The organism is Kitasatospora sp. MAA19 (assembly GCF_029894125.1).
GTDB lineage: Bacteria > Actinomycetota > Actinomycetes > Streptomycetales > Streptomycetaceae > Kitasatospora.
Genome location: NZ_JARXYZ010000018.1, coordinates 1 through 19,060 on the forward strand (window position 1 = coordinate 1; position 19,060 = coordinate 19,060).

A 19,060-nucleotide genomic window follows, 5' to 3' on the forward strand; every position below is an offset into this window, starting at 1 on the left:
AATGTCACCCGCTCCCGCCTTGGACGCCTCACCCGCCAGGGCTTCCTCACCCAACCCGGACGAGGCATCTACCAGAAACGGACTTAACGTCCTCTGAGAACTCCCGCCGTGGTGGCGGGCGCCGACGCGCCAACGGGTCCGGTGACGACATCAGGGCGGGCGGGCGCTGAGCCCGCCCAGGCGGCGCGGGTGTGGCGGCGCGCGCAGACTCGCGCGCTTGAGGGCATTGCGGCCGCTGCCGCTTTCCCCTGGCTGGAGCCCTGGGCAGGGCCCAGGCTGTCCGCGCTGACCGGCGCGGTCGAGCAGGCTCGCGGAACGGTTGCCCGCTGTGTTGACCCTCGCGAACTGCTGACGGCTGCCTGCGTGGCGGCCCTGCCCGTGCCGGTCGGGCTGCAGGAAGGGCTGTCGGAGTGTGCGGGGAGTTGGGGGGTCGACGGGGAGTGGCTGCTGCTGGAGGCGTGGACGCGCTGGCAGAGCGCCTGCGCCGAAGGCGAGGCACAGGTGGCGAACTGCGTACGGGCGGCGTCCGCCGTGGTCTACGAGGCGTTCGGCCGGCGGCGCAAAGGCCGTGATGAGGCGCTGGACAGCGTCCAGCGCCTCATCACGGCCTCAATCGACCAGGGACGTCGGCATGCTGCGAAGGAGCATGCCGGGCCCGTCCGCCTGATTCGAATGGCGATCCCACTTCTTGAAGCAGAGCCGTTCACCGGCCGAGAGCACGATCCGCTCACCCCCTGGCAAGCCGGAGTGATCGCGGTTTACCAGAGCGGTGTCGACTGGCCAGCCGGCGAGGTCTCGCTCGCCGCTCCCCGGGCGGTGGCCGATCTGCTCCTGGGCGGCTGACACCCGGGCGGGTCAAGCAACGTGGCGGGGCTGGAAAGCGGGCCAGTTCTCAAGGTCCGTCGCAGCCAGTTCGTACGCCTGGGCGAGTGCGTTGACCGCGTCGTCGGCCGCGTGCTTGAGCAGGTGCCCGTAGATGTTAATGGTCGTCGCGATGGTCGAATGCCGCAGCGCCTTCGACACGATGGCGATGGACACCCCGGAGGTGATCATGATGGTCGCCACCGTGTGCCGCAGGTCGTGAATCGTGATCTGCGGCAGCCCGGCCTCGGCCTGGCGGTGCCGCAACTGGTCCAGGACGTACTGCGGACGCAACGGAGCTCCGTCGGCGCTCGCGAAGACGAGTCCACGCAACGGCGCTCCCGGAGGCAGCAGAGACTGCTGGTAGTCGGCCTGGCGCTGCAGCGCCGCCAGGACCCGTGGATTGACGCTGGCCCAGTTCTTGCTCGCCTTGGTCTTCGGCGCGCACAGGTGTAGTTCGTTGTTGTCGATGGTGGCCAGGGTCCAGCGGACGAAGATCTTGCGCTCCATGAAGTGGACGTCCTCCCAGTGCAGCCCCAGCACCTCCCCGCGTCGCATCCCGGTTCCCAGCATCACCTCGAACACGTCGGCGACCTGGTCGCGGTAGTACAGCTCGTTGTGACGCAGGAACGCCGCCGCCTGCACCGCGGTCCAGCACAGGCGCTCGGCCGCCGCCGGTCGCGCGCCGATGGCACCCTCGGCCGCGTTGTAGCCGATCAGACGCTCCTTGTGGACGGCATGATTCAGGGCGCTGCGCAGCGTTGCCCCGAGCCGGTAGACCGTCGGTGCGCCGCGGCCTTGATCCCGCAGGTCGGTCTGCCAGGCGGCGACGTGCCGGGAGCGCAGGTCCTTCAACCGCATTCGGCCGAACACCGGAAGAAGCTCCTGGCGGACGCACTTGGCGTAGGAGGCCGCGGTGGACGGCTTGAGTGTCCATTCCTTCAACGCCACCCACTCCAGCAGGAACGCACCAACCGTGAGCTTGCGGTCCTCGAACACACCCGTCGCCTCCGCGTTCAGTACGGACTGCAGCGCGTACACGGCATCCGCCCGTGACCCGTAGCCGCTGCGCCGCCGGGTGCTGCGTCCCTCGCCGTTCGTCGGCATGTCCACCGCGTACGCCCAGCTCCCGTGCAGCTCATCCGCCGCCAGCCGCGGGCAGCGCGCCCCGACCGGACGTCGATCCGCAGCCCGACATCCACAGCGCCGGTAGACCCGCCCACGCTCGAACTCGGCCCCACTACCCGCCATCGAACTCTCCCTTCACACACGCAACTTCCTCCACATGACTGCCCACCCAGCAGCCACGAAGTCGCACCGAGCAAAGGGGGTCGAAGCGCACCCACAGCGCGCGAGGGCGCGCTCACCCCAATCCGACCCGGCATCAGGTTTGTCCCAGCTCTGGGCGCTCGCGCGGAACGCGTCGGCGACACGGCCCGGTCCGGGGATCTCATGATGGGGGCCGGCAGCCCGGCGTGGCCGACGGACCCCCTGATCAGGGGGTCCGTCAAAGCGAATCAAGCCCACTCTGCTCCTTGGTGGATGGAGCATGACAGGCGTGACGATCCGTGCAAGTTGGGTGTATGTGGCTATTCACGATCACAAAATGAGGAAACCGCCACAGGGACCCCACGCCCCGGCGTAGTCTGCGGGAGTTACCGCAGGCGGGCCGGGGTGGCCTGTAGTGCGGCGGAGGTGCCATGGGCGGGGACCCGTATATGTCAGCAATGGTCGGCGATAACGGGCGAACGGGGGTGCCCGATCCGTATGGAGAACAGGCTCTGCTGACCCCCGCCATGACGAAAGGCTATGACGCGACGCCCAGCAGGGAACGGCACCTGCTGCTGAGCTATCTCGAAGCAGCGGTTGCCGCCCGCCGGGCACCAGTGCACACCGCCGTCGCCTTCAACGCCGTGTACTTCGGGTACAACCTCGGGGGTGACGGTTACGGTGGAAGCCCGCTCCGCCTCGACGACTTCCCTGTGATTACCCTCGGAGGGTGCGCTCCCCCGCTACCGGTCGGCGCCATGGTGTGCGTGGCCACGGGATCGGACCCGCTCTACGCAGAGATCGTCTACCGCGAGGGCGCACACCCGGAAGTGGGGACCCTTGGGGATGTACCAGCTTGGGTGTCCGGGGCTCCTGTTGGTGCCGCAGGCCCAGGCAGGCCGGCCACCGGCGCGGCTCTCCGGCGAAGAGAACTTCTGGTCCCGGACCTCCATGCTTTTGGCCCGGCCCTGAGCCTTTCACCGGCCCAACTCCACCGCTTACGCACACGTCGGCGCTGGATCAACGAGGATGGGCACGTCGTCGTCGACGTCTCCTACCCGTGCCCGGAAGCGGCCCGGTGCGACGACCTGACAGCCTATGCGGACCATCTCCTGACCACGGCACGGGATCAGCTGCTGAGTCCCTTCGTTCCCGTGTCCCTGGCCGAACTCATGGGCGGCACAAGTGATGGCGAACTGCGAACGGGTCTGCTCGGTCTGCTCGACACGGTACGGGGCGTCCTCGGCTCCTGTGCCGCGCTGCGCACATGGGGCCACTACGCCGTCACCCGTGCCTCTCTCGCGGAGTGCTGGGGCGATACAGGCCCGCTGGGCGGCGGCGACCTCAGGTCCTTCGCAGGTGCGGTGGGACATGCAGCCACCCCGTCGAGACAACGGCGCCATGGCGGTCTCGCCCCGGTTACTGTGTACACGGCGGTCGGACCGCGGCTTCGCCAGTTCCCCGGTGCGACGGAACTGCTCAGGGGAGTGGGGTACGCCGCGGCGGTCTGCCGGGCGAACCTGGCAATCGCCGACGTTGTCCGAGGGGACAGTAACCAGGGTCTGTTCGAGAACGGCTCTCTGATCACGCTCGACGACGCCTTCGAGAGCGGGGGCGTCTGGCGGTCTCATTATCCTGGTGGCACCGGAGCGCCCTGCGACCCCTTGGCCCCAGCAGGACGTGGTTGGACATCGACACTTCCTGCGCCGCCGGATCCGGAAACAGGGAGGGATGCGGAAGCGGACGTCGATCCGGTCGATCTGCCCCTCGCCGACGATGCCTTCCTTGGCCCTAGTGAACTTCTGCGGAACGACGCGAAGGAGATCACCTGGCGGTCGCCCTTGCGGCTGGCCCATCTCGTTGACGGCTGGTTCCCCCTGCACCCGCATGTCGCACGCGAACTCCGCTGGTCCCACGGCCCACGTCTCACGTCACACCTCGAACTTGGTCACGCCGGCCGGATACTGGTCGAACGCGAGGCGGCTCAGGACGTCATGGCCGAACTCGGCGACGAATCCGATCGTTTGACGGGAATCCACTGGCCCCGCGACTTCTTCCCCGGTCTGATGCTTGAGTTGCGCTGGCTCCGCGGTGAAACAGTGATCCGCGTGGCCACGACCCCGCTCCCGGAGCCGTTGTACGTCAGCGACCGGGTGATCGGGCACTGCTACGACCCCCGCGTGCTCACCAGAGAGGATGCTCCCGGTAGCGATCGTCATGGTGACAGCGCGGCAGGACTCGGCCCCCGGCAATTGGTGATGCGCACCGTGCGCCGCTGCGGGCTGCTCACCCTGGACGGCCATGCCCTATTGGACCGTTCGGTTCTGCCGAGCGCGACCTACGGGCGTCGACCGGCGCGCTCCCAGACAGCCGCTCTGGAGTCGGCGGTCGCGGAGCTGATCGCGGAACGACTTCTGGAATCGGCCCTCGGCAGCCGGGATGTCTGGGGCCAACCGCACTACCCGGCGCGCGACGGGCAGCTGACCATCCCGCTCATCGGCTACCGGCCTGTACCACGACGGGTGATACGCCCCTGGGGCGGTACGAAACTGGATGGGTCGGGGCTGCCCGCTTCCCAGCTCGTTGCAGGTCACCTGCGGCGCCTCCGGCCGGGTTGCTTCCCCAGCGAAGCGCAGCGAGCTGCCTTCCGCGAACACTGCCGCAGGCTTGGCAAGGCGGACGGCTGGGAACTGCCCTACGGCTACACGTTCGTAACCGAGCACACACGCGGCCGCTGATCCGTGAACCCAGGCTTCCGATCTCTTCCCGCCGTCTTGTCCCATTTTCCCTGGCTCCTCGGCGTCGAGCGAACCGATCGCGTAGAAGCAGCCGCAGAAACGGAGTAGGCGTACATGCACGACCGTTACCGCGTCATCACGGGGCCGCCGTTGTCCCCGCCGACCGCATCGGCCGAGGACCTCGAAGGCCTGGCCGGTGCGCTCAACGCTTTGAAACACCCGGTCGACGCCATCGTGAGCGAGTTCACGGTCGACATGGTTGAACTCGCCTTCAACTCACTGGCGCCCAGAGAACGGCAGAAGCTGCTCGGCAGCTTGGGCATCCGCATGGCGGCCCCACGGCGGGTGGGCAGGGCCCTGTGTCAGGACGTTCTCTCCCGGCTGCGGCGCGATGTCCGGCAGCACACATGCACCTGCGGTATCAGGGACCTCACGCCCACCGTGTTGGACCAGATCGTCGAGGTCGCCTTCGCCCAGGACGACAAGACCGTCTCCGACCCCGTTTCCCGATGGGGCGGCACGTTGCTCCGGGCCACAGTGTTTGCTTGGTGCAACGCCTCCGTCGCCGACGCCTACGTTCTCGCCTGGGCGGCCAACCAGGACTGGTTCACAGAGATGGCCGACGAGGAGGAGTCTCTACGCCTAGCCTCCGTGGCCGACGAGGCCCGCTCTGTTGTGGCGGCGTACCCGTATTTCAAGGGCATACGGGAAGGCCGCGAGCGGGTGTCCGCGGGTGACGGAAAGGGCGAAGCGCCTGCCGTCATGAGCGGGTCGGGCGGGAAGGCCGCGGCTTCCGAGGACGCCGTGTCGGACTCCAGCGTCCCACGCGACGTGCCGATGGCCGCGTCCGAAGACGCTAGTGCCAACCGGAGGACGGATCCGGAGGAAGCCTGCCGACAGTTGGAGTCGGCTCTCGCGCTGGCTCGGCAAGCCGCGGAGAACGTGACCGGTACGGTGGCAGACGGCCGCCCTCCGCATGACGGGGACCTGGCTGCACTGGGCGCGCTGGGCGCCGTCTTCGACACCGCCGACGCGGTGTTCCGCGGGGCCGGGATGAACGGGGTGCCCCGCCGACTGGAGGACATGACGCAGGCTGCACGCGAGTACCGGACGGTACATGACCATGACCGCCAGGTACGGGAGACGCTGCGGGAACTGCTGGACGTCGCATGTCGGCCGGACAGTCCCGCCGCCTCCGCCGCCGAGGCCGTGCGAGGAGCGACCCGCTCTCTGCTGGACGCAGTGGTGTGGGAGCAGACCCAACGGCAGGAAAGCGCCGTGCTCGCCGACCTCGTACGGCTGATCCGGGAGGGGCGACAGGAATACGGAGCGACGGAGACCCTGGCCCTGCAGGATCAGATGGTGCAGGTACTGCCCGCGTGTGCCATGGCGGTGGTCATGGCCCCGGAGCTGGCGCTGGCGCAGCCGGAGGAGGCCTTCGCAGAGTCGGCCGAGACTGGGGCCACGGTTGAGATCCAGGCGAACGTGAATACCGCCGAAGGTGATGTCGGAGGAGTCGACGAGCCTGCCGCCGCCGACATGACCGCAGAGCATGGGGAGCCGGTCGTCGAGCGGACGGACGAGGGCCTGACGGCCGGGCCTGGTGGCCGCGCCCCCGAGGGATCTCAGCCTCACGCCGTACCTGAGCCGGAAGCCCCCGCCCCGACACCGGTGGCCGGCCCGCTCGGCATTGACGACGTCCAGGCCATGGCGCCCACCGACGGGACGATGGCAGCGGCTACGGACCCGAAGGCGGACTTCCAGGCAGCGCTCGCCCCTGTGCCCGTATTTGTGTCGACCGCGTCGCACGACGAAGAAGCTCAGTCCGCAGAGTCGGTCCCGAAGGAACTCGCCCAGGTCACCATCGAGGAGAACCTTGGTGCGGTCATGGCGGAGAAGGCCCTAACGAGGCTGGTCGTGGAGCGACGCTTCGGACTCGCCCACCACGTCGCAAACGCAGCCGGTCACGCCGAGCCGCAGGTGGTTGCGCTCCGCCTGGCCGGTGCCGCCGGACTGCTGACGCCAGGTGACAGCCAGGGAGCCCGGCTGACTGCGGACCTGCTCCAGCAGTACAGCGGATACGCCGGCCGCGACACGGAAGGCAGCGAGTTCCTTCTGCTGCCCGCCTTGCTACGTACGGCGCTGATCACCGGCGACCATCTGGCGGGTGCCCAGTTGAAGGCCTTGGCGCCCCGGATGTCGGAACGGTTGGCGGAGGCGGCGACCGCGGTTGCCGACCGTACCCTCAGCGGTGCCCTGATGATGGCCTCGCCGCTGGTAGTCAGCGCTGACGTCTCCGGGGCGGAGGTGCGGTTGCGAGAGTTGCTGGAGCAGTGTCGTGTTCTGCTCGTGCCACCGAGGCTTCGGTTCGTGCGGGCGACGGAGATCGCCAAGCACTGGCTGTCCGGCGACGGCCTCCTCGGATCGATGCTCACGACCGTGGTTGGCGACCACCGTGATGGGGCGGCCCAGGTACGCGAGCAGGCCGAGCGCCTGTCGAAGCTGCCCGAGGTCAACAACGAGATCGACCGTATGGACCGCAAACACCGCGCGTCCAGTGGTAAGCCGCTCCAGGGCTTCGGGCGGCAAGACTTGGTGCATCTCGTGGAACGAACCGTCGGCCTGGCCAAGGAGTGGTGTCTGGCGGTCGACACCATCCGTCGTGGTGATCGCTCCGACAGCAACCGGGCGGTCAAGGAGATCTCATCCCTGCGCCGTTCCCTGCTGAACGGCCGGGAGGCGGTACTGGGCGAACTGGAGCAGCTGGCTCGTAGTTACGGCGCCGTCAAGGCCGCTACTGCCTGGGCGGCACTCGCTTCGATGGAGGACCTGTTCGCCCTGCTGGCAGGTGACACCGTGACCATGCGCCCCGGAAGTCCCGTGGATCCCGAACTCGTGCTGGACGCGGAACTGCTGAAGGTGTGCGACCGCCGTGACGAACGTCCGTCGCTCGACGAGCTGCTCACCGCGGTCGACCGGAGCTGGCAGGACGCTCTCGTTGAGCGGCTCGCCCACGATGCCTTTGCCGCAGCTCGTACCCTCGTCGACCTGGCGGGACGAGGGTTGCTGCCCGGCGCACAGACCGGGGAGTTCACCCCGCCCACGGTGGCCGAGATCGAGGCCCGGGCAGTTACCCGGCGCGCGGAATTGTACGGAGAACACGACGACCTCGTTGCGGAACTGCATCGAGCGCAGGCCGACAGCGCCATTACCGACGACCAAGACCTGCGTCTCCAAGAACTCCTTGCCGACGCCAGGGGTCGGCTTGACGACATCGATGCGTACGGCCTGGCCCACGTACGACGGGCGCTCGACACCGTGCGGGACGACTTGCCCGCCTTCCGTCAGCAGGCGGCCGACCGGATCCGAGCCCGGCTCGACGTCCTGGACCCCACAGAGGAGTTGCGCTCACAGGTCCTGCGGCACCTGGACACCGGTGGCCTGGCCACGGCTGCGGATCTGGTCTACTTCCTGGAGATTAGCGAGGACGTCCCGGAGATCGACGGGGGCGAGTCCCACCTGACCGAGTTCTTCCCGGCCGTGCCCGACGGGCTGCCCAAGGGCATTGACCACGCCCTCGTCGACCTCGTCCGGTCCGGCGGAACGCACCCGGACATCCCTATCCTGGACTACAGCGCGCTCTCGACCGACGAGGCGGCCCTGGCGGCGGACGCCGTTGAGGAATGGCGGGAGCTGGGTGCCACCGAGCCGAAGGATCGGCTTGAAGTGTCCGCCCGGCGACAGCTGCTCCCGGCCCTCAAACTCGTCGGCTACGAAGCCAAGAGCGCCAAGCCGCTGGACGAGAAGTCCCATCGGCGACGCGAGTACCGTCTCTTCGAAGCGACGGAAGTGGAGATCAACGGCAGGGCGAAGGCGCCCGCGTTCGGCTCGGAGATTCGGGAGCAGGGCGGCAACCTGCGTGTGCTGATGGTCTGGGGCCGTCCGTCCGCCAAGTACGTGATGAGCCTGGCTGAGAGCGACACCAGCGGTGCGAGCCTCCTCGTCCTCTATTTCGGCACGCTGGGCCGTGAAGCCCGTGTCGAACTTGCTGTCCAATCCGCCCGGTTGCAGCCGATGCTGGTCGTGGATGACGCCGCACTGGCCTATCTCGCGGCACGGGGGAACCGGCAGGTCAGCACGGCCACGCAGACCCTGCTGCCGTTCTCGGGCGTCAACCCCTACATCAGGGAGAAGCGCGGTCGGATCGGTCGGGAGATGTTTTACGGGCGTGACGTCGAGCGCAAGAGCGTTCTCGACCGGAGCGGCACACAGGTCATCTTCGGCGGCCGGGGACTCGGTAAGTCCGCCCTGCTCAGTGACGCCGGGGAGCGGTTTGAGGAGCAGCGCCCCGGCTACCAGCTGGCGGTGTACGTGAACCTCGACCAGGAGAACATCGGCAAGGGCAGCTCGCTGGGGCCCGAGGCCCTGTGGAGCGTCCTTGACCAGAAGCTTAGGGCGGCCGAGGTGCTGGATGGACAGCCGAGCCGTAAATCGGGGAAGGACATCTCCGAACGGGTGCGCGCGGGCATCTGCGCCTGGCTCGACGGGGACTCCCGTCGGCGACTGCTGGTGCTGCTCGACGAGTGCGACCAGTTCTTCGAGGCCGACGCTCCCCGCTTCGATCAGACCAAGAAGCTCAAGGGCCTTGGGTCCGACACCAAGGACCGCGCCAAGGTCGTCTTCGCAGGCTTGCACTCCGTGCAGCGGTTCTCCAAGCTCGCCAGCAACGGGCCATTCGGTCACCTTGCGCAGACCCCGAAGGTGATTGGCCCGCTCGCACCCCAGTCCGCTGCCGAACTGTTGGTCGACCCCATGCGGGCGCTCGGCTTCGAGTTCCAGGACATAGATCTCGTCAACCGGGTACTCGGCTACTGCTCTTACCAGCCCTTCCTGCTCCAGATGTTCGGCCACCGGCTGGTTGAGGTGATGCACCGTAAGCGGACGAGGCGTGGAGTCGAGGGGCCCCCGTACGCGGTAGAGATTGCCGACATCGAGGTCGTGGAGTCGGACACCGGCCTCAGGGACGGAATCTCGGCGGCGTTCAAGGACACCCTGAGTCTCGACCACCGCTACGACGTGATCGCCAACGTGCTGGCCTATCACGCGCGCCACCGCGGTCTGGAAGTGCGGCTGAGCGACGCCGAACTGCGCGAAGAGTGCGAGACATTCTGGCGCAAGGGTTTCGAACAGCTCGACACCGAGGGGTTCCGCGCGTATCTCTCCGAGATGGTGGGCCTCGGTATCCTCGCTCCCAACCACGATGGCCAGGGCTGGCATCTGAGGGGCCCGAACGCCCTTCGCATGATCGGCACCTCTCACGAGGTGGACGCCCGTCTGCTCAGGGCCGAACAGGACTGCGAACTCCAGGAGAGCATCGTGCAGGAGGGGCGTCCCGAGTTGCCCGACGGCCGGCCAGCCCCGCTCACCATTACCCAGCTTGACGACCTCCTCGGTGAGCGAGCCAACCAGACGAGGGTCGTCCTCGGCACCATCGCGACCGGTGTCGGCGACGTCGGCGACACCCTTCGTACGGTTGCCGGACGTATCGCCGACTGGACGCTGCCGCCTGTCGGCAGGCCCAGTGTCTACAAGCAGGAACTCACGGGTGGGCGTCCGCGTGAACGACGTGTAGTCATCAGTGACTTCGCTCGGTACCCGGACGCCCGGCCCGAGGCCCCCCGGCAAGCTGTGGACCTGGCCGATACGCTGTTGCCTGTGACCCCGGGGGTGACCCGCGCGGTGGTCGTGGTCACAGACCCCTCCCAGCTGGGCCTGTGGCGTCCCTTGCTGACGGCCACCGAACCCACCTCGGCTGCTCCTGTGGTGCTGCGCCGGCATGACCGCCGTAGCCTGCGCGGCTGGGCCCAGCGGGTCGAGAAGTTCCATACGGAGGACCGCCTGGACCGTCTCCACGAGCTGACCGGAGGCTGGCCGATCCTGGTTGACCGGGCCCACCGTCTCCACCGCGAACTGGGCGATCCGGACGCGGTGCTGCACAGACTGGCCGATCTGCGCGAGGACCGGGCCGAAGCTCGCGCCTTTGCCGAGGCGACCGGCGTGTACGCGGACCCAATGCTCGTGACCGGCTACCGGTCTCTTACTGAGGAGTTCATGGAGGACCCGTTTGACCTGGAGAGCGCGGTGACCGCCGTGGCAGTCCGGATTGAGGACGAAGACGAGGCCCGCTGGATCGTTACGTGCCTCGATGCCCTTCAGGTGTTCGACCACGAGGGAAGCCAGTTGCGCCTGGAGCCGCTGCTCCGGATGTGCATGGAGCTCCAGGGCTGACACCGAGGCGGGGTGCGCGCTTCTACCGTCTTCTTGGCAGGCCGCGAAATCGCCGAGGGGGGCGCGCCCCTGGGCTTCTCGCCGTGCGGCGTGGGCGCGGTTCAGTGGCGTTGCCGCTGCTTGCGCTGCAGCCTTACTGGCAGGCGGTGGCGACGGATTCAGCCCGGCGCGGCCAGGCCAGGTCGCCCATCAGAGGGGATCTGCGTCGGTTGTACTCCAGGAAACGCGCGCCGCGGCAGCCTGGTCCGCCTCCAACGCGCGCTTGATCTCGGGGTGCTGGGCGTCGAACGCGTCCGGCATCGCGACCGCCCCTCGGTGGGCGGCCTCGTTTTTCGGCATCTGCACCAGGTAGTACTGCCCGGGGTCGGTGCCGTCCTCGTCCTCGTCGGCCCGCTGCAGCCGGGCGCGGCCGCCGAGCAGCGGGGAGCTCCTGTTGCTCGGCTCTGCTCAGAGTCCAGCGCCCGGCTGCTGCCGACTGACGTGATCCTCGGCGGAACACCGGACCGTGTCACGTCCCCGTTTCAACGGCCTTCTGGTCGGTAACTTGACTGCAGGGTAAGCGCCTTGAGATGAAGTTCACTCGATCGAGTGGATGGTCCGGTCGATGCTCGCTGCCCTGCCCTGGGCGCTGGCACAGTCTGTGCCACACGTCGGTGGTTCACCACCGCCGCTTGCCTCGTGCCGCCGTCGGCGGAGCAGGAGACCAGACGCGAGATCCCGGACACCCGACCTGCGGGTGTTGTCAGGTGTGATCCCTCTGCAGGCGGCGGCCGTTGAATCGTACGTAGCGGGTCGCACAGGATGCCTTCCGGTTTCTGGAGCCAACCTCCCGCTGGCGCGAGGCTGAGTCCTCGGGCGCGTGTCGCGCCCCGAGAGACGGAGGCGTGCCTTGCTGCCCGGCTCGGCCGGGAGAAGGACAGACCTCATGGCCGGCAAGCGCCCCACCGGCATCTACCCGTACATCGGCACCCCAGCGTGGGCCGGGCAACTGGCGGACGCCGTCGAGAACACCTGCGAAGACCAGGGGCTGGTGCCCCCGCCCCGCGCCGCGATCACGGAGGGCCTTGCCACGGCCCTCGGTGAGACCGAGACCAAGAAGCTCATCAGCACCTCGCGGAGCAGGAGGATCCTCAACCCCACGGCTTCGCGAGTGGTGCAGTCGGGCAACGACCGCGTCCTCCTGCTCATCTGTGATGTCCACGGCGCGGCCGTGGCTCCCTGGGACCTCAACGACCGCACCGTCGGCATCTGGTCCCCGCCCAGCCCCGAAGCCACCCGGCGCGTCGCCGAGCTGATCGCCGCCGAGACCTCGCTCGACGCCGCCGAGAAGGTCAGGAAGGCCGCGGAGAAGGAGCGCGATGCCTGCCGCCGCGCTCCGAGCGACGACGCCCACTACGCCACCGCCCTCGCCGCCGCGGAGAGCAAATTGGCGGACGCCGCCCGGCAGGCGCGAGAAGCCGAGCACAGCCGGGCCGCCTTGCTCACCTCCCTTGGCAACCGCCTCCCGCGCCCCGTGGTGCGGGCGGCCGAGGAGGACGGCGAGCCGATGGCGGCGCTCTCCCTCGCCGAGCAGACCTACGAGCAGGCCGTCCACGTCCAGCGCTACGCCGCCGACCAGTTGAAGCGCTTCGGCAAGACCCGCGGATACGACCTCGCCGAGTCCCTGGTCGCCGCCGGCCAGCTCTCGCGCGGCATGAGCGTCCTGCAGCAGTGGACCATCAGGAACGCGGACGGAACCCTGTCAGACCTGTGGCGACTGGTCGCGGTGACCGCCAACAACCGCGCCCTGGCGCGCCTCGATGTCTTCGGACTGCGCCCCGAGCACATCGTCACCGGCATGCCGCGGACCCTTGTGTCTCTGCCCTCGGACAAACACGAACCTGGTGTGCGCCTGCTGAATCAGCGAGAGGTCCTCAACCGGCTCTCGCAGCGCCTCAACGAGGCCGACGCCGACGAAGAGACGGAGCAGGAGCACACGGCCCGGCGCGCCGCGAAGATCGCCACGGTGCCGATGGAGATCGTCGTCGGCTGCAGCAAGCCAGCCGCGCTGGAGCACGTGTTGCGGGGCTTGAACGTCAACGATCACCTCCGCGGGATCCAGCCCTACGACGAGGAAGCCCGACTGGTCGCCCTGTTCGCGACCCTCGTCGACGCCTACGTCAAGGACGGCAAGCTCGTCGATCTGCTCGACGAGACGTTCCCCACGGCCCAGGGCGTGGACCTCCTCGACTCGGACGGGGTGCGCAACGCCCTGACGGCGAACGGTTCCCTCGACCCCCTGGCCGCCCTGCTGCCCGCGGACGAGAAGGTCTCGCCGCCCGCTCTCCGGGACATCGCCGTCCGGGCCGTCACCGCGCTGGTCTTCCCGGAGATCCCTCCGGCCGGGCCCGGCAACGGGAAACGGCAGGTGCGCGATACCGGGGCGTTCTGGCCGATCGTCCGGGCGAGTATGCAGGAACCGGCGTGGAGCCAGACCAGGGCCCCAAACGCCGAGACCCGTACGCGGCTGTGGTCGGCGGCCGTCGCCCAGCTCTTCCTCCACCGGGCCAACATCCTCTCGGCGCTCGGCCTGTTCACGGTGACGGACGCCAAGGAGGGTGCCAACCAGGACCCCCGATCGCTCAAGGAACTGCTCCTGCGGGCCGAGGCCGGTGAACCGGCAGCGTGGTCCGCGCTGGTGCGGCGCATGGCGCCCGCATTGATCCACGCGCCCCAGCCCCTCATCACGCCTGGCCAGGGCAGCGAGGCTGGTGCCGGGCGCAAGGGTGTGCGCCGCAGTCCGGCCAACGCCGTCGCGGCGCTCACCATGGCCTACACGGCGGGGGCGCAGAACATCAGCCGAGCCCTTCTACTGGCCTTCGCGCGATCCGTCCTTGAGCACCCCGACTCCGTCCTGGCGCCGAAGACCCCCGACGGCGGCAAGCCGGTCTGCTACGGCGAGCGCGAGGTGAGTGAGGACCAGCGGAGTCCGATCGTTCCTGGCATGATCTTCGTCCCGGACCTCGACGGCGTGCCCACCGGGATCATCGTGGATAAGGCGTGGTTCGACGACACGTTCCCGCCGGACCTTGCCCAGAGCACGAACTCGGGAAGCGGCTCGGCCAGCACGGCCGAGGACACCACGGCCGCCGACAGCAGCACCAGCACCATGTTGGCCGTCGCGAACGGGCAAGCGCCGCAGGATCCCCGCGACCGGCTTGCCGCCCTGCGCCGGGAGATGCCCGCGCGAATCGAGCTGGTCGAAGGCAGCTATCGGATCGCCACCGCTGCCGCTCAGGAACTCATGACCAGGTTCAACGAAGGGATCGACCTGCGGACCAAACTGGGCGAAGACCCGCTCCCGGCCGACCAGCGGATCCAGTGGATGGAGAAGCTGACGGCGCTCCGCGACGCAGCGCAGGCCAGCGCTGCGGAACTGGAGAACGCCGAGACGCTGATCCTGAAGATGTAGCCGCGGTGCTCGGTTGATCCGACAACCTGATCGGGCCGCTTCGGAGAGAGCGCCTCCTGAAGCGGCCCGATCGGGCAAGGCCCGCAAGAACAGTGTGCGCCTGGTAGGTAGGGCAGCTCGATCGCATGGCCTCGGCCCGCACGGATCGCTGCTCGGAGGATTGGTCGCGGGCCGGGAGAAGGTGTCTGCCGGTCGGCCGTGGGTTGTTGGGCTCGTACAACCCGGAGCAGGCGCGGTGCGATGGGGCCGAGCCTCGAACCGGTACTCGGAACGCGCTACGGCGAGTGCCGAGAAATTCCACGAGCCCGCATGGAACGGGTGCGGCTGGGATTTGCGTGGCCGTTCTCTGGCTGGCATTTGGCCTGGATCGGGTTGATTTCGCCCAGCAGTTCACGGCCTCTGTTTGATGAGTTACTGGGAGATCCTCGGGAATCGCTAGATCCTCGCTTGTGCCGACGGTACTCTGGAGACATGAACGCCACTCGGACCCTCCGTCAATCCCCTGACCTGGGGACCAGCTGGGGACCACACGTCATGCGCGCTGCGGCGCGAGGTGCGCGAAACGTGCTCATGTGCACACGCACGACGTGTGCGTGGGCACATTTCAGGCAGGAATAGAGGGGCCCTTCCTGACTGGGGGTCAAGGGGCCGCAGGTTCAAATCCTGTCGTCCCGACTTGCAAAACTGCAGGTCGTAGGCCGTTTCCGCCTGATGGCGGGAGCGGCCTTGACGCGTTTTCGGAGCCTTGTGAGTGCATTGTGATATCGGTGATCTGAGACGGATCGTTTCGACCTCCGAGTGTGAGCGTCAACTCGCCTTATGTATCTGGTTCTTGGCCGTGGCGGTTTGCCTAGGGCTTCGGGGTGTGTGAGTTCCCGGTGTTCTCGGGTGGGGGAGCCGGGTGGGGGAGCCGGGCGGGGGCGGGAACGGGCTGGTCGGCGGTGGTGAGGGCGTGGTCGATGGTGTCGACGGCGTCGCGGGCGGCCTGGGTAGTGAGGTGGCCGTAGATGTTGGCGGTGGTGGACAGGGTGGCGTGCCGGAGGGTCTTGGAAACGACAGTGAGGGGGACGCCGGCGGTGATGGAGATCGTGGCCGCGAGGTGGCGAAGGTTGCCCGCGGACGATACGCCCGCGCGATCACCGGCCGCCGGGAACTGCATCCGGTCGGCCTAAAGAGGCGACGCACCTGGGCGCGCCGGGTGCGGGGGCAGCTGCCGCTTGGGTTCGCTGGCCCCCTCTCCGGCTGCCGTGGTGCTTGCGCCGCGGACCGTGCGGACGCCAGATTCAGGTCCCCGTTCATAACCAACTGGGGATCTTGTAGCGAAGGTCACGGGGGCCAGCGGCCCGGCGTGGCCGCCGAATTCCTCCCGCCTTCAGATCGCCCACGCGGTGTCGCCGAACGGCGGGTCAGGTGGACTCCTCGTGGCGGTGTGCGGCGACACCAGGCCGGGGGGTGCGGGCGCGCCGTTCTCCGAGTGCCCGCGGATCGATGCCATCAACATCAGCGAGCGCCAACTCGACTACCGCGCCGAAGTCCTGGCGGACCACGAGCTGCTGGACCGGGTGAACCTGTATCTGTGTGACGGCCACGACGCCGGCCTCCTCCCCGACCCGCGTCAGCCGTACGACCTGGTCATCGTCCGCGGCGTCTACACCCACTTCTCCAACGAGGTCTTCGAGAACACGATGTGCGCTGGCACGGGGGGCAGAGAGCGTCATCGTCTCGGACACGTTCCACCACAGGGACCTCGGCAGTTACTCCTCCGAAGTGCCCGATCCCGTCGACCGGGTGGCCTGCGCGAACCGCAAGACACTGGAGCCCCCGGCACGACCGCTCGCCGAGCCGTTCGTCTCCGTGTCCCGGCTGCACGAACGGTTCGGCATTCCCGCAGACGTGATGCCCGAACACGATTTTCTGTCCGCAGGCCCGCGCATATTGGATCGCGAACTTGTACCGGGCCCCGCCGATGCCGGCCGCCCGCAACGCCCTGTGCCGCCTGGATCGCCAGGACCCGGTCGCCGGCGCGAGCGCCAACGACGGCCAGGTGATCCGCGCCTGGCTCACGGCCAGCGGCCTCGCGCAGCTCGTCGATGTCGTGGTCGTTCGGGAGGACGACACGGGTTCAAGCCAGATCCTGAGGTCTACCCGCTGGCCGCCTCGGCCGACCGGTGACCGACTTCCTGGCGTTCGAGAACGCCGACGAGGGACCGACGGCGGCGAAGGCGGCCGGGATCGACGTCATCGACCGCGGCATGCGGGTGGGTGGCGTGGGGGAGTGGGTGGAAGACCTGGCGTGAGGCTGTATGTCTATCCGCCCGCGGACCTCGCCATCCCGGCGTACATGGACAGGGACTCCTGCTGACCCTCCGCCTGGAACCGGCTGATCGGGGCGCCGCCTGAAGAGGCGGCGCCCCGGTCGGTTCGTTTTGGCCTCTACGGGCGGGCTCTGGCTGGAAGGTGGTCGCGCAGCGGGCCGACCACCAGTCCTTCTCGGGCGCAGTGCTCCAGGAGCCGGGGCAGCGCGCCGAGGGCGGCCCGCCAGGAGCCGGGAGCGGAGGTGACGTCGGAGTCGTGCAAGAGGACGGTACCGCCATCCATTGGGGATCGGGTGACGGTCCGTAGCACGGTTTCGGGGGTGGCACTGGCAGTCCAGTCGCGACCCCAGTGGCTCCAGAGGACGGGAGACAGCCCCAACCGTCGGGCGGCTGAGAGTGCGGAGAGACTGAACACACCGTACGGCGGGCGGTACCAGCGTGGTGCGGTCCCGGTCAGGTCGGCGACGAGGTCTCGGGCGCGGCGGACGTCGTCCCAGGCGCAGTGCGGGGAGCGGAGCAGCATCGGACGATGCCAGTAGCCGTGGACGGCGACCTCGTGGCCGGCCTCGACGAGGTCGCGACCGAGCGATGGGGCCCGGAGGAGCATCCGGCCGAGTAGGAAGAACGTCGCCTGGACGCCTGCGCGCTCCAGCTCTGCCAGGAAGAGTGGTGTGGAGCGGGGATCCGGGCCGTCGTCGAAGGTGAGGGCCACATGACCTGGCTGGCCCAGGCCGCTGAGGCGGGGGGCGAGGTACGGGCGCAGCGGGCCCACCGCAGTGAGGGCGGGCAGGCTGTGTGCCGCGATGGCGCTGGCGACCACGGTGGCGGAGACGGTCAGGGCACGGCCGGCGGTGGTGGGTGGGCGGTTCACGAGGCGGCGTTCAGGCTGAGTGCCGGCGGCTCCGGTGCGGACGGAACGAGCTGAGCCGGCCGGCCAGGGCCGGGGTGCCCGGGAACGGGGCACGGGTTCACGAGCCGTGCGATGGCGTGGTCGGGTGTCGGCCAGGCGGAGAACGCCTTTAGGGGGCCGGTCGCCCACCGGCCGGGAGCTTCGAGCACGGCCCGCAAGGTGGGGGCGAGCGCGGTCTGGTCGCGGATCCACACCGCGAGCCCGGCCTCGTCGAGCGCGGCCGCGTTGCTGACTCCGTGACCGGGCAGGCATCGGTAACTCACCACGGGGACACCGCTGGCCATAGCCTCCAGGGATGTGAGGCCACCGGCGTTCTGGATGACGACATCGGTGCTGCGCAGCAACGCGGGCATGTCGTTGACCCAGCCGAGCGGCACACCGACACCGTTCTCGAGCAGGTGGTCGCGCAGGGCGGAGTTGCTACCGCAGGCGATGACGGGTATGGCAAGGCGGGTGGCGGCAATCTCCCGAGCCGTCTTCTCCACCTCTCCCACGCCCCATGAACCGGCTACCACCAGGGTCAGTTGAGGGCCTATCGGCAGTCCGAGGCGGGCACGCTCGCTGCGGCGCTCCTCCTCACTCGAGGACGGGCGGAAGGCGGGCGCCACGAGTGGTCCGGAGACAACGACTTCAGCCGCTCCGCGATGGCCGGCCTCGGAGGACGCGACGGGGTGCAGGGCGAGGTGGAGGTCGACTCCGTCGGCGACCCAGAGCGGATGGATGGACATGTCGGTGAGGAAGGTGGCCACCGGGGCGGTCAGTCGCCCGGTGCGGCGCAGTCTTCCGAGCGCCTGGCTGGCCAACGGGTAGGTGGAGACCACTGCCGCAGTGCCCGGACCGGTCACCGCGGTGGTGCGGCGGGCGGCCAGCCGCGCGAACATCCCGCCGACGGCACGTCCGAGGCGGCCGTGCCGTTCCAGGGCGCTCAACATCCGCCCCCATGCCCATGGGGCGGCGTGCAGTTCGAAGGCATAGGCGTTGCGGAGCACTCGGCCGAGGCGCGGTGGCAGCAGATTGAGGAAGTCATGGCGATCGACCTCGTAGCCGGCATCCATCAGGCGGCGGGACAGCTCGTCGGCCGCCCCGTCGTGACCGGCTCCGATCTCGGCCGAGATCACGACGATCCGCCTCGGTGGTGATGCCATCTGAGTCCTTTCGGCGCGGCTGAGCGCGTCAATGTGAAGCGGCGCGGCAATGCGCCAGGGCGCATTGCCGTCCGGCGAGGGGG

The 19,060-nt window shown here is 68.8% G+C and carries 10 protein-coding genes; 5 read left to right on the forward strand and 5 right to left on the reverse strand.

The features are described 5' to 3' along the window. Nucleotides 1-108: 108 nt before the first annotated feature. The gene (locus P3T27_RS24935; protein ID WP_280682160.1) at nucleotides 109-843 is read left to right on the forward strand and encodes a hypothetical protein; all 735 of its coding nucleotides are present in this window, start codon (nucleotides 109-111) and stop codon (nucleotides 841-843) included. A gap of 12 nt (nucleotides 844-855) precedes the next feature. Here the strand turns inward: P3T27_RS24935 and P3T27_RS24940 are convergent, their stop codons facing one another. After that, complete coding sequence (locus tag P3T27_RS24940; RefSeq protein ID WP_280682162.1) at nucleotides 856-1,968, reverse strand: site-specific integrase; 1,113 nt, start codon at nucleotides 1,966-1,968, stop codon at nucleotides 856-858. A gap of 611 nt (nucleotides 1,969-2,579) precedes the next feature. Here P3T27_RS24940 and P3T27_RS24945 point away from each other — a divergent pair. The 3 genes from P3T27_RS24945 to P3T27_RS24955 all read left to right on the forward strand — a co-directional run bounded on the left by P3T27_RS24945 (nucleotide 2,580) and on the right by P3T27_RS24955 (nucleotide 14,607). Then, a complete protein-coding gene (locus tag P3T27_RS24945) occupies nucleotides 2,580-4,868 on the forward strand; it encodes a hypothetical protein (RefSeq protein ID WP_280682164.1) in 2,289 nt (762 codons plus the stop codon). A 114-nt stretch (nucleotides 4,869-4,982) separates the two neighbouring features. Further along, a complete protein-coding gene (locus tag P3T27_RS24950) occupies nucleotides 4,983-11,156 on the forward strand; it encodes a hypothetical protein (RefSeq protein ID WP_280682165.1) in 6,174 nt (2,057 codons plus the stop codon). 925 nt (nucleotides 11,157-12,081) lie between these two features. After that, entirely contained in the window at nucleotides 12,082-14,607 is a 2,526-nt protein-coding gene (locus P3T27_RS24955; protein ID WP_280682166.1) for a hypothetical protein, read from the forward strand. A gap of 850 nt (nucleotides 14,608-15,457) precedes the next feature. Here P3T27_RS24955 and P3T27_RS24960 read toward each other — a convergent pair. Next, on the reverse strand, nucleotides 15,458-15,766 hold the full coding sequence (locus P3T27_RS24960) for a tyrosine-type recombinase/integrase (RefSeq protein WP_280682168.1): 309 nt from the start codon (nucleotides 15,764-15,766) through the stop codon (nucleotides 15,458-15,460). Nucleotides 15,767-16,013: 247 nt separating this feature from the next. Next, nucleotides 16,014-16,337, reverse strand: a complete 324-nt coding sequence (locus P3T27_RS24965) for a hypothetical protein (protein ID WP_280682170.1) — start codon at nucleotides 16,335-16,337, stop codon at nucleotides 16,014-16,016. Between the two features lie 438 nt (nucleotides 16,338-16,775). Here P3T27_RS24965 and P3T27_RS24970 point away from each other — a divergent pair, with 438 nt between their 5' ends. After that, nucleotides 16,776-16,904 carry a hypothetical protein gene (locus tag P3T27_RS24970; protein WP_280682172.1) on the forward strand — a complete coding sequence of 43 codons (129 nt, stop codon included), beginning with the start codon at nucleotides 16,776-16,778 and terminating at the stop codon, nucleotides 16,902-16,904. Between the two features lie 136 nt (nucleotides 16,905-17,040). Here P3T27_RS24970 and P3T27_RS24975 read toward each other — a convergent pair whose 3' ends face one another. Both P3T27_RS24975 and P3T27_RS24980 read right to left on the reverse strand, forming a co-directional pair. Further along, nucleotides 17,041-17,793 carry a polysaccharide deacetylase family protein gene (locus P3T27_RS24975; protein ID WP_280682174.1) on the reverse strand — a complete coding sequence of 251 codons (753 nt, stop codon included), beginning with the start codon at nucleotides 17,791-17,793 and terminating at the stop codon, nucleotides 17,041-17,043. Then, nucleotides 17,790-18,977, reverse strand: a complete 1,188-nt coding sequence (locus tag P3T27_RS24980) for a glycosyltransferase (RefSeq protein ID WP_280682176.1) — start codon at nucleotides 18,975-18,977, stop codon at nucleotides 17,790-17,792. The genes P3T27_RS24975 and P3T27_RS24980 overlap by 4 nt, the downstream gene beginning before the upstream one ends. Between the last annotated feature and the right edge of the window lie 83 nt (nucleotides 18,978-19,060).

Coding starts and splice junctions, on each gene's coding strand:
- P3T27_RS24940 (WP_280682162.1), bottom strand. CDS start 1,968: ATGCCGACGAACGGCGAGGGACGCAGCACCCGGCGGCGCAGCGGCTAC.
- P3T27_RS24980 (WP_280682176.1), bottom strand. CDS start 18,977: ATGGCATCACCACCGAGGCGGATCGTCGTGATCTCGGCCGAGATCGGA.
- P3T27_RS24945 (WP_280682164.1), top strand. CDS start 2,580: ATGTCAGCAATGGTCGGCGATAACGGGCGAACGGGGGTGCCCGATCCG.
- P3T27_RS24950 (WP_280682165.1), top strand. CDS start 4,983: ATGCACGACCGTTACCGCGTCATCACGGGGCCGCCGTTGTCCCCGCCG.
- P3T27_RS24960 (WP_280682168.1), bottom strand. CDS start 15,766: ATGCAGTTCCCGGCGGCCGGTGATCGCGCGGGCGTATCGTCCGCGGGC.
- P3T27_RS24955 (WP_280682166.1), top strand. CDS start 12,082: ATGGCCGGCAAGCGCCCCACCGGCATCTACCCGTACATCGGCACCCCA.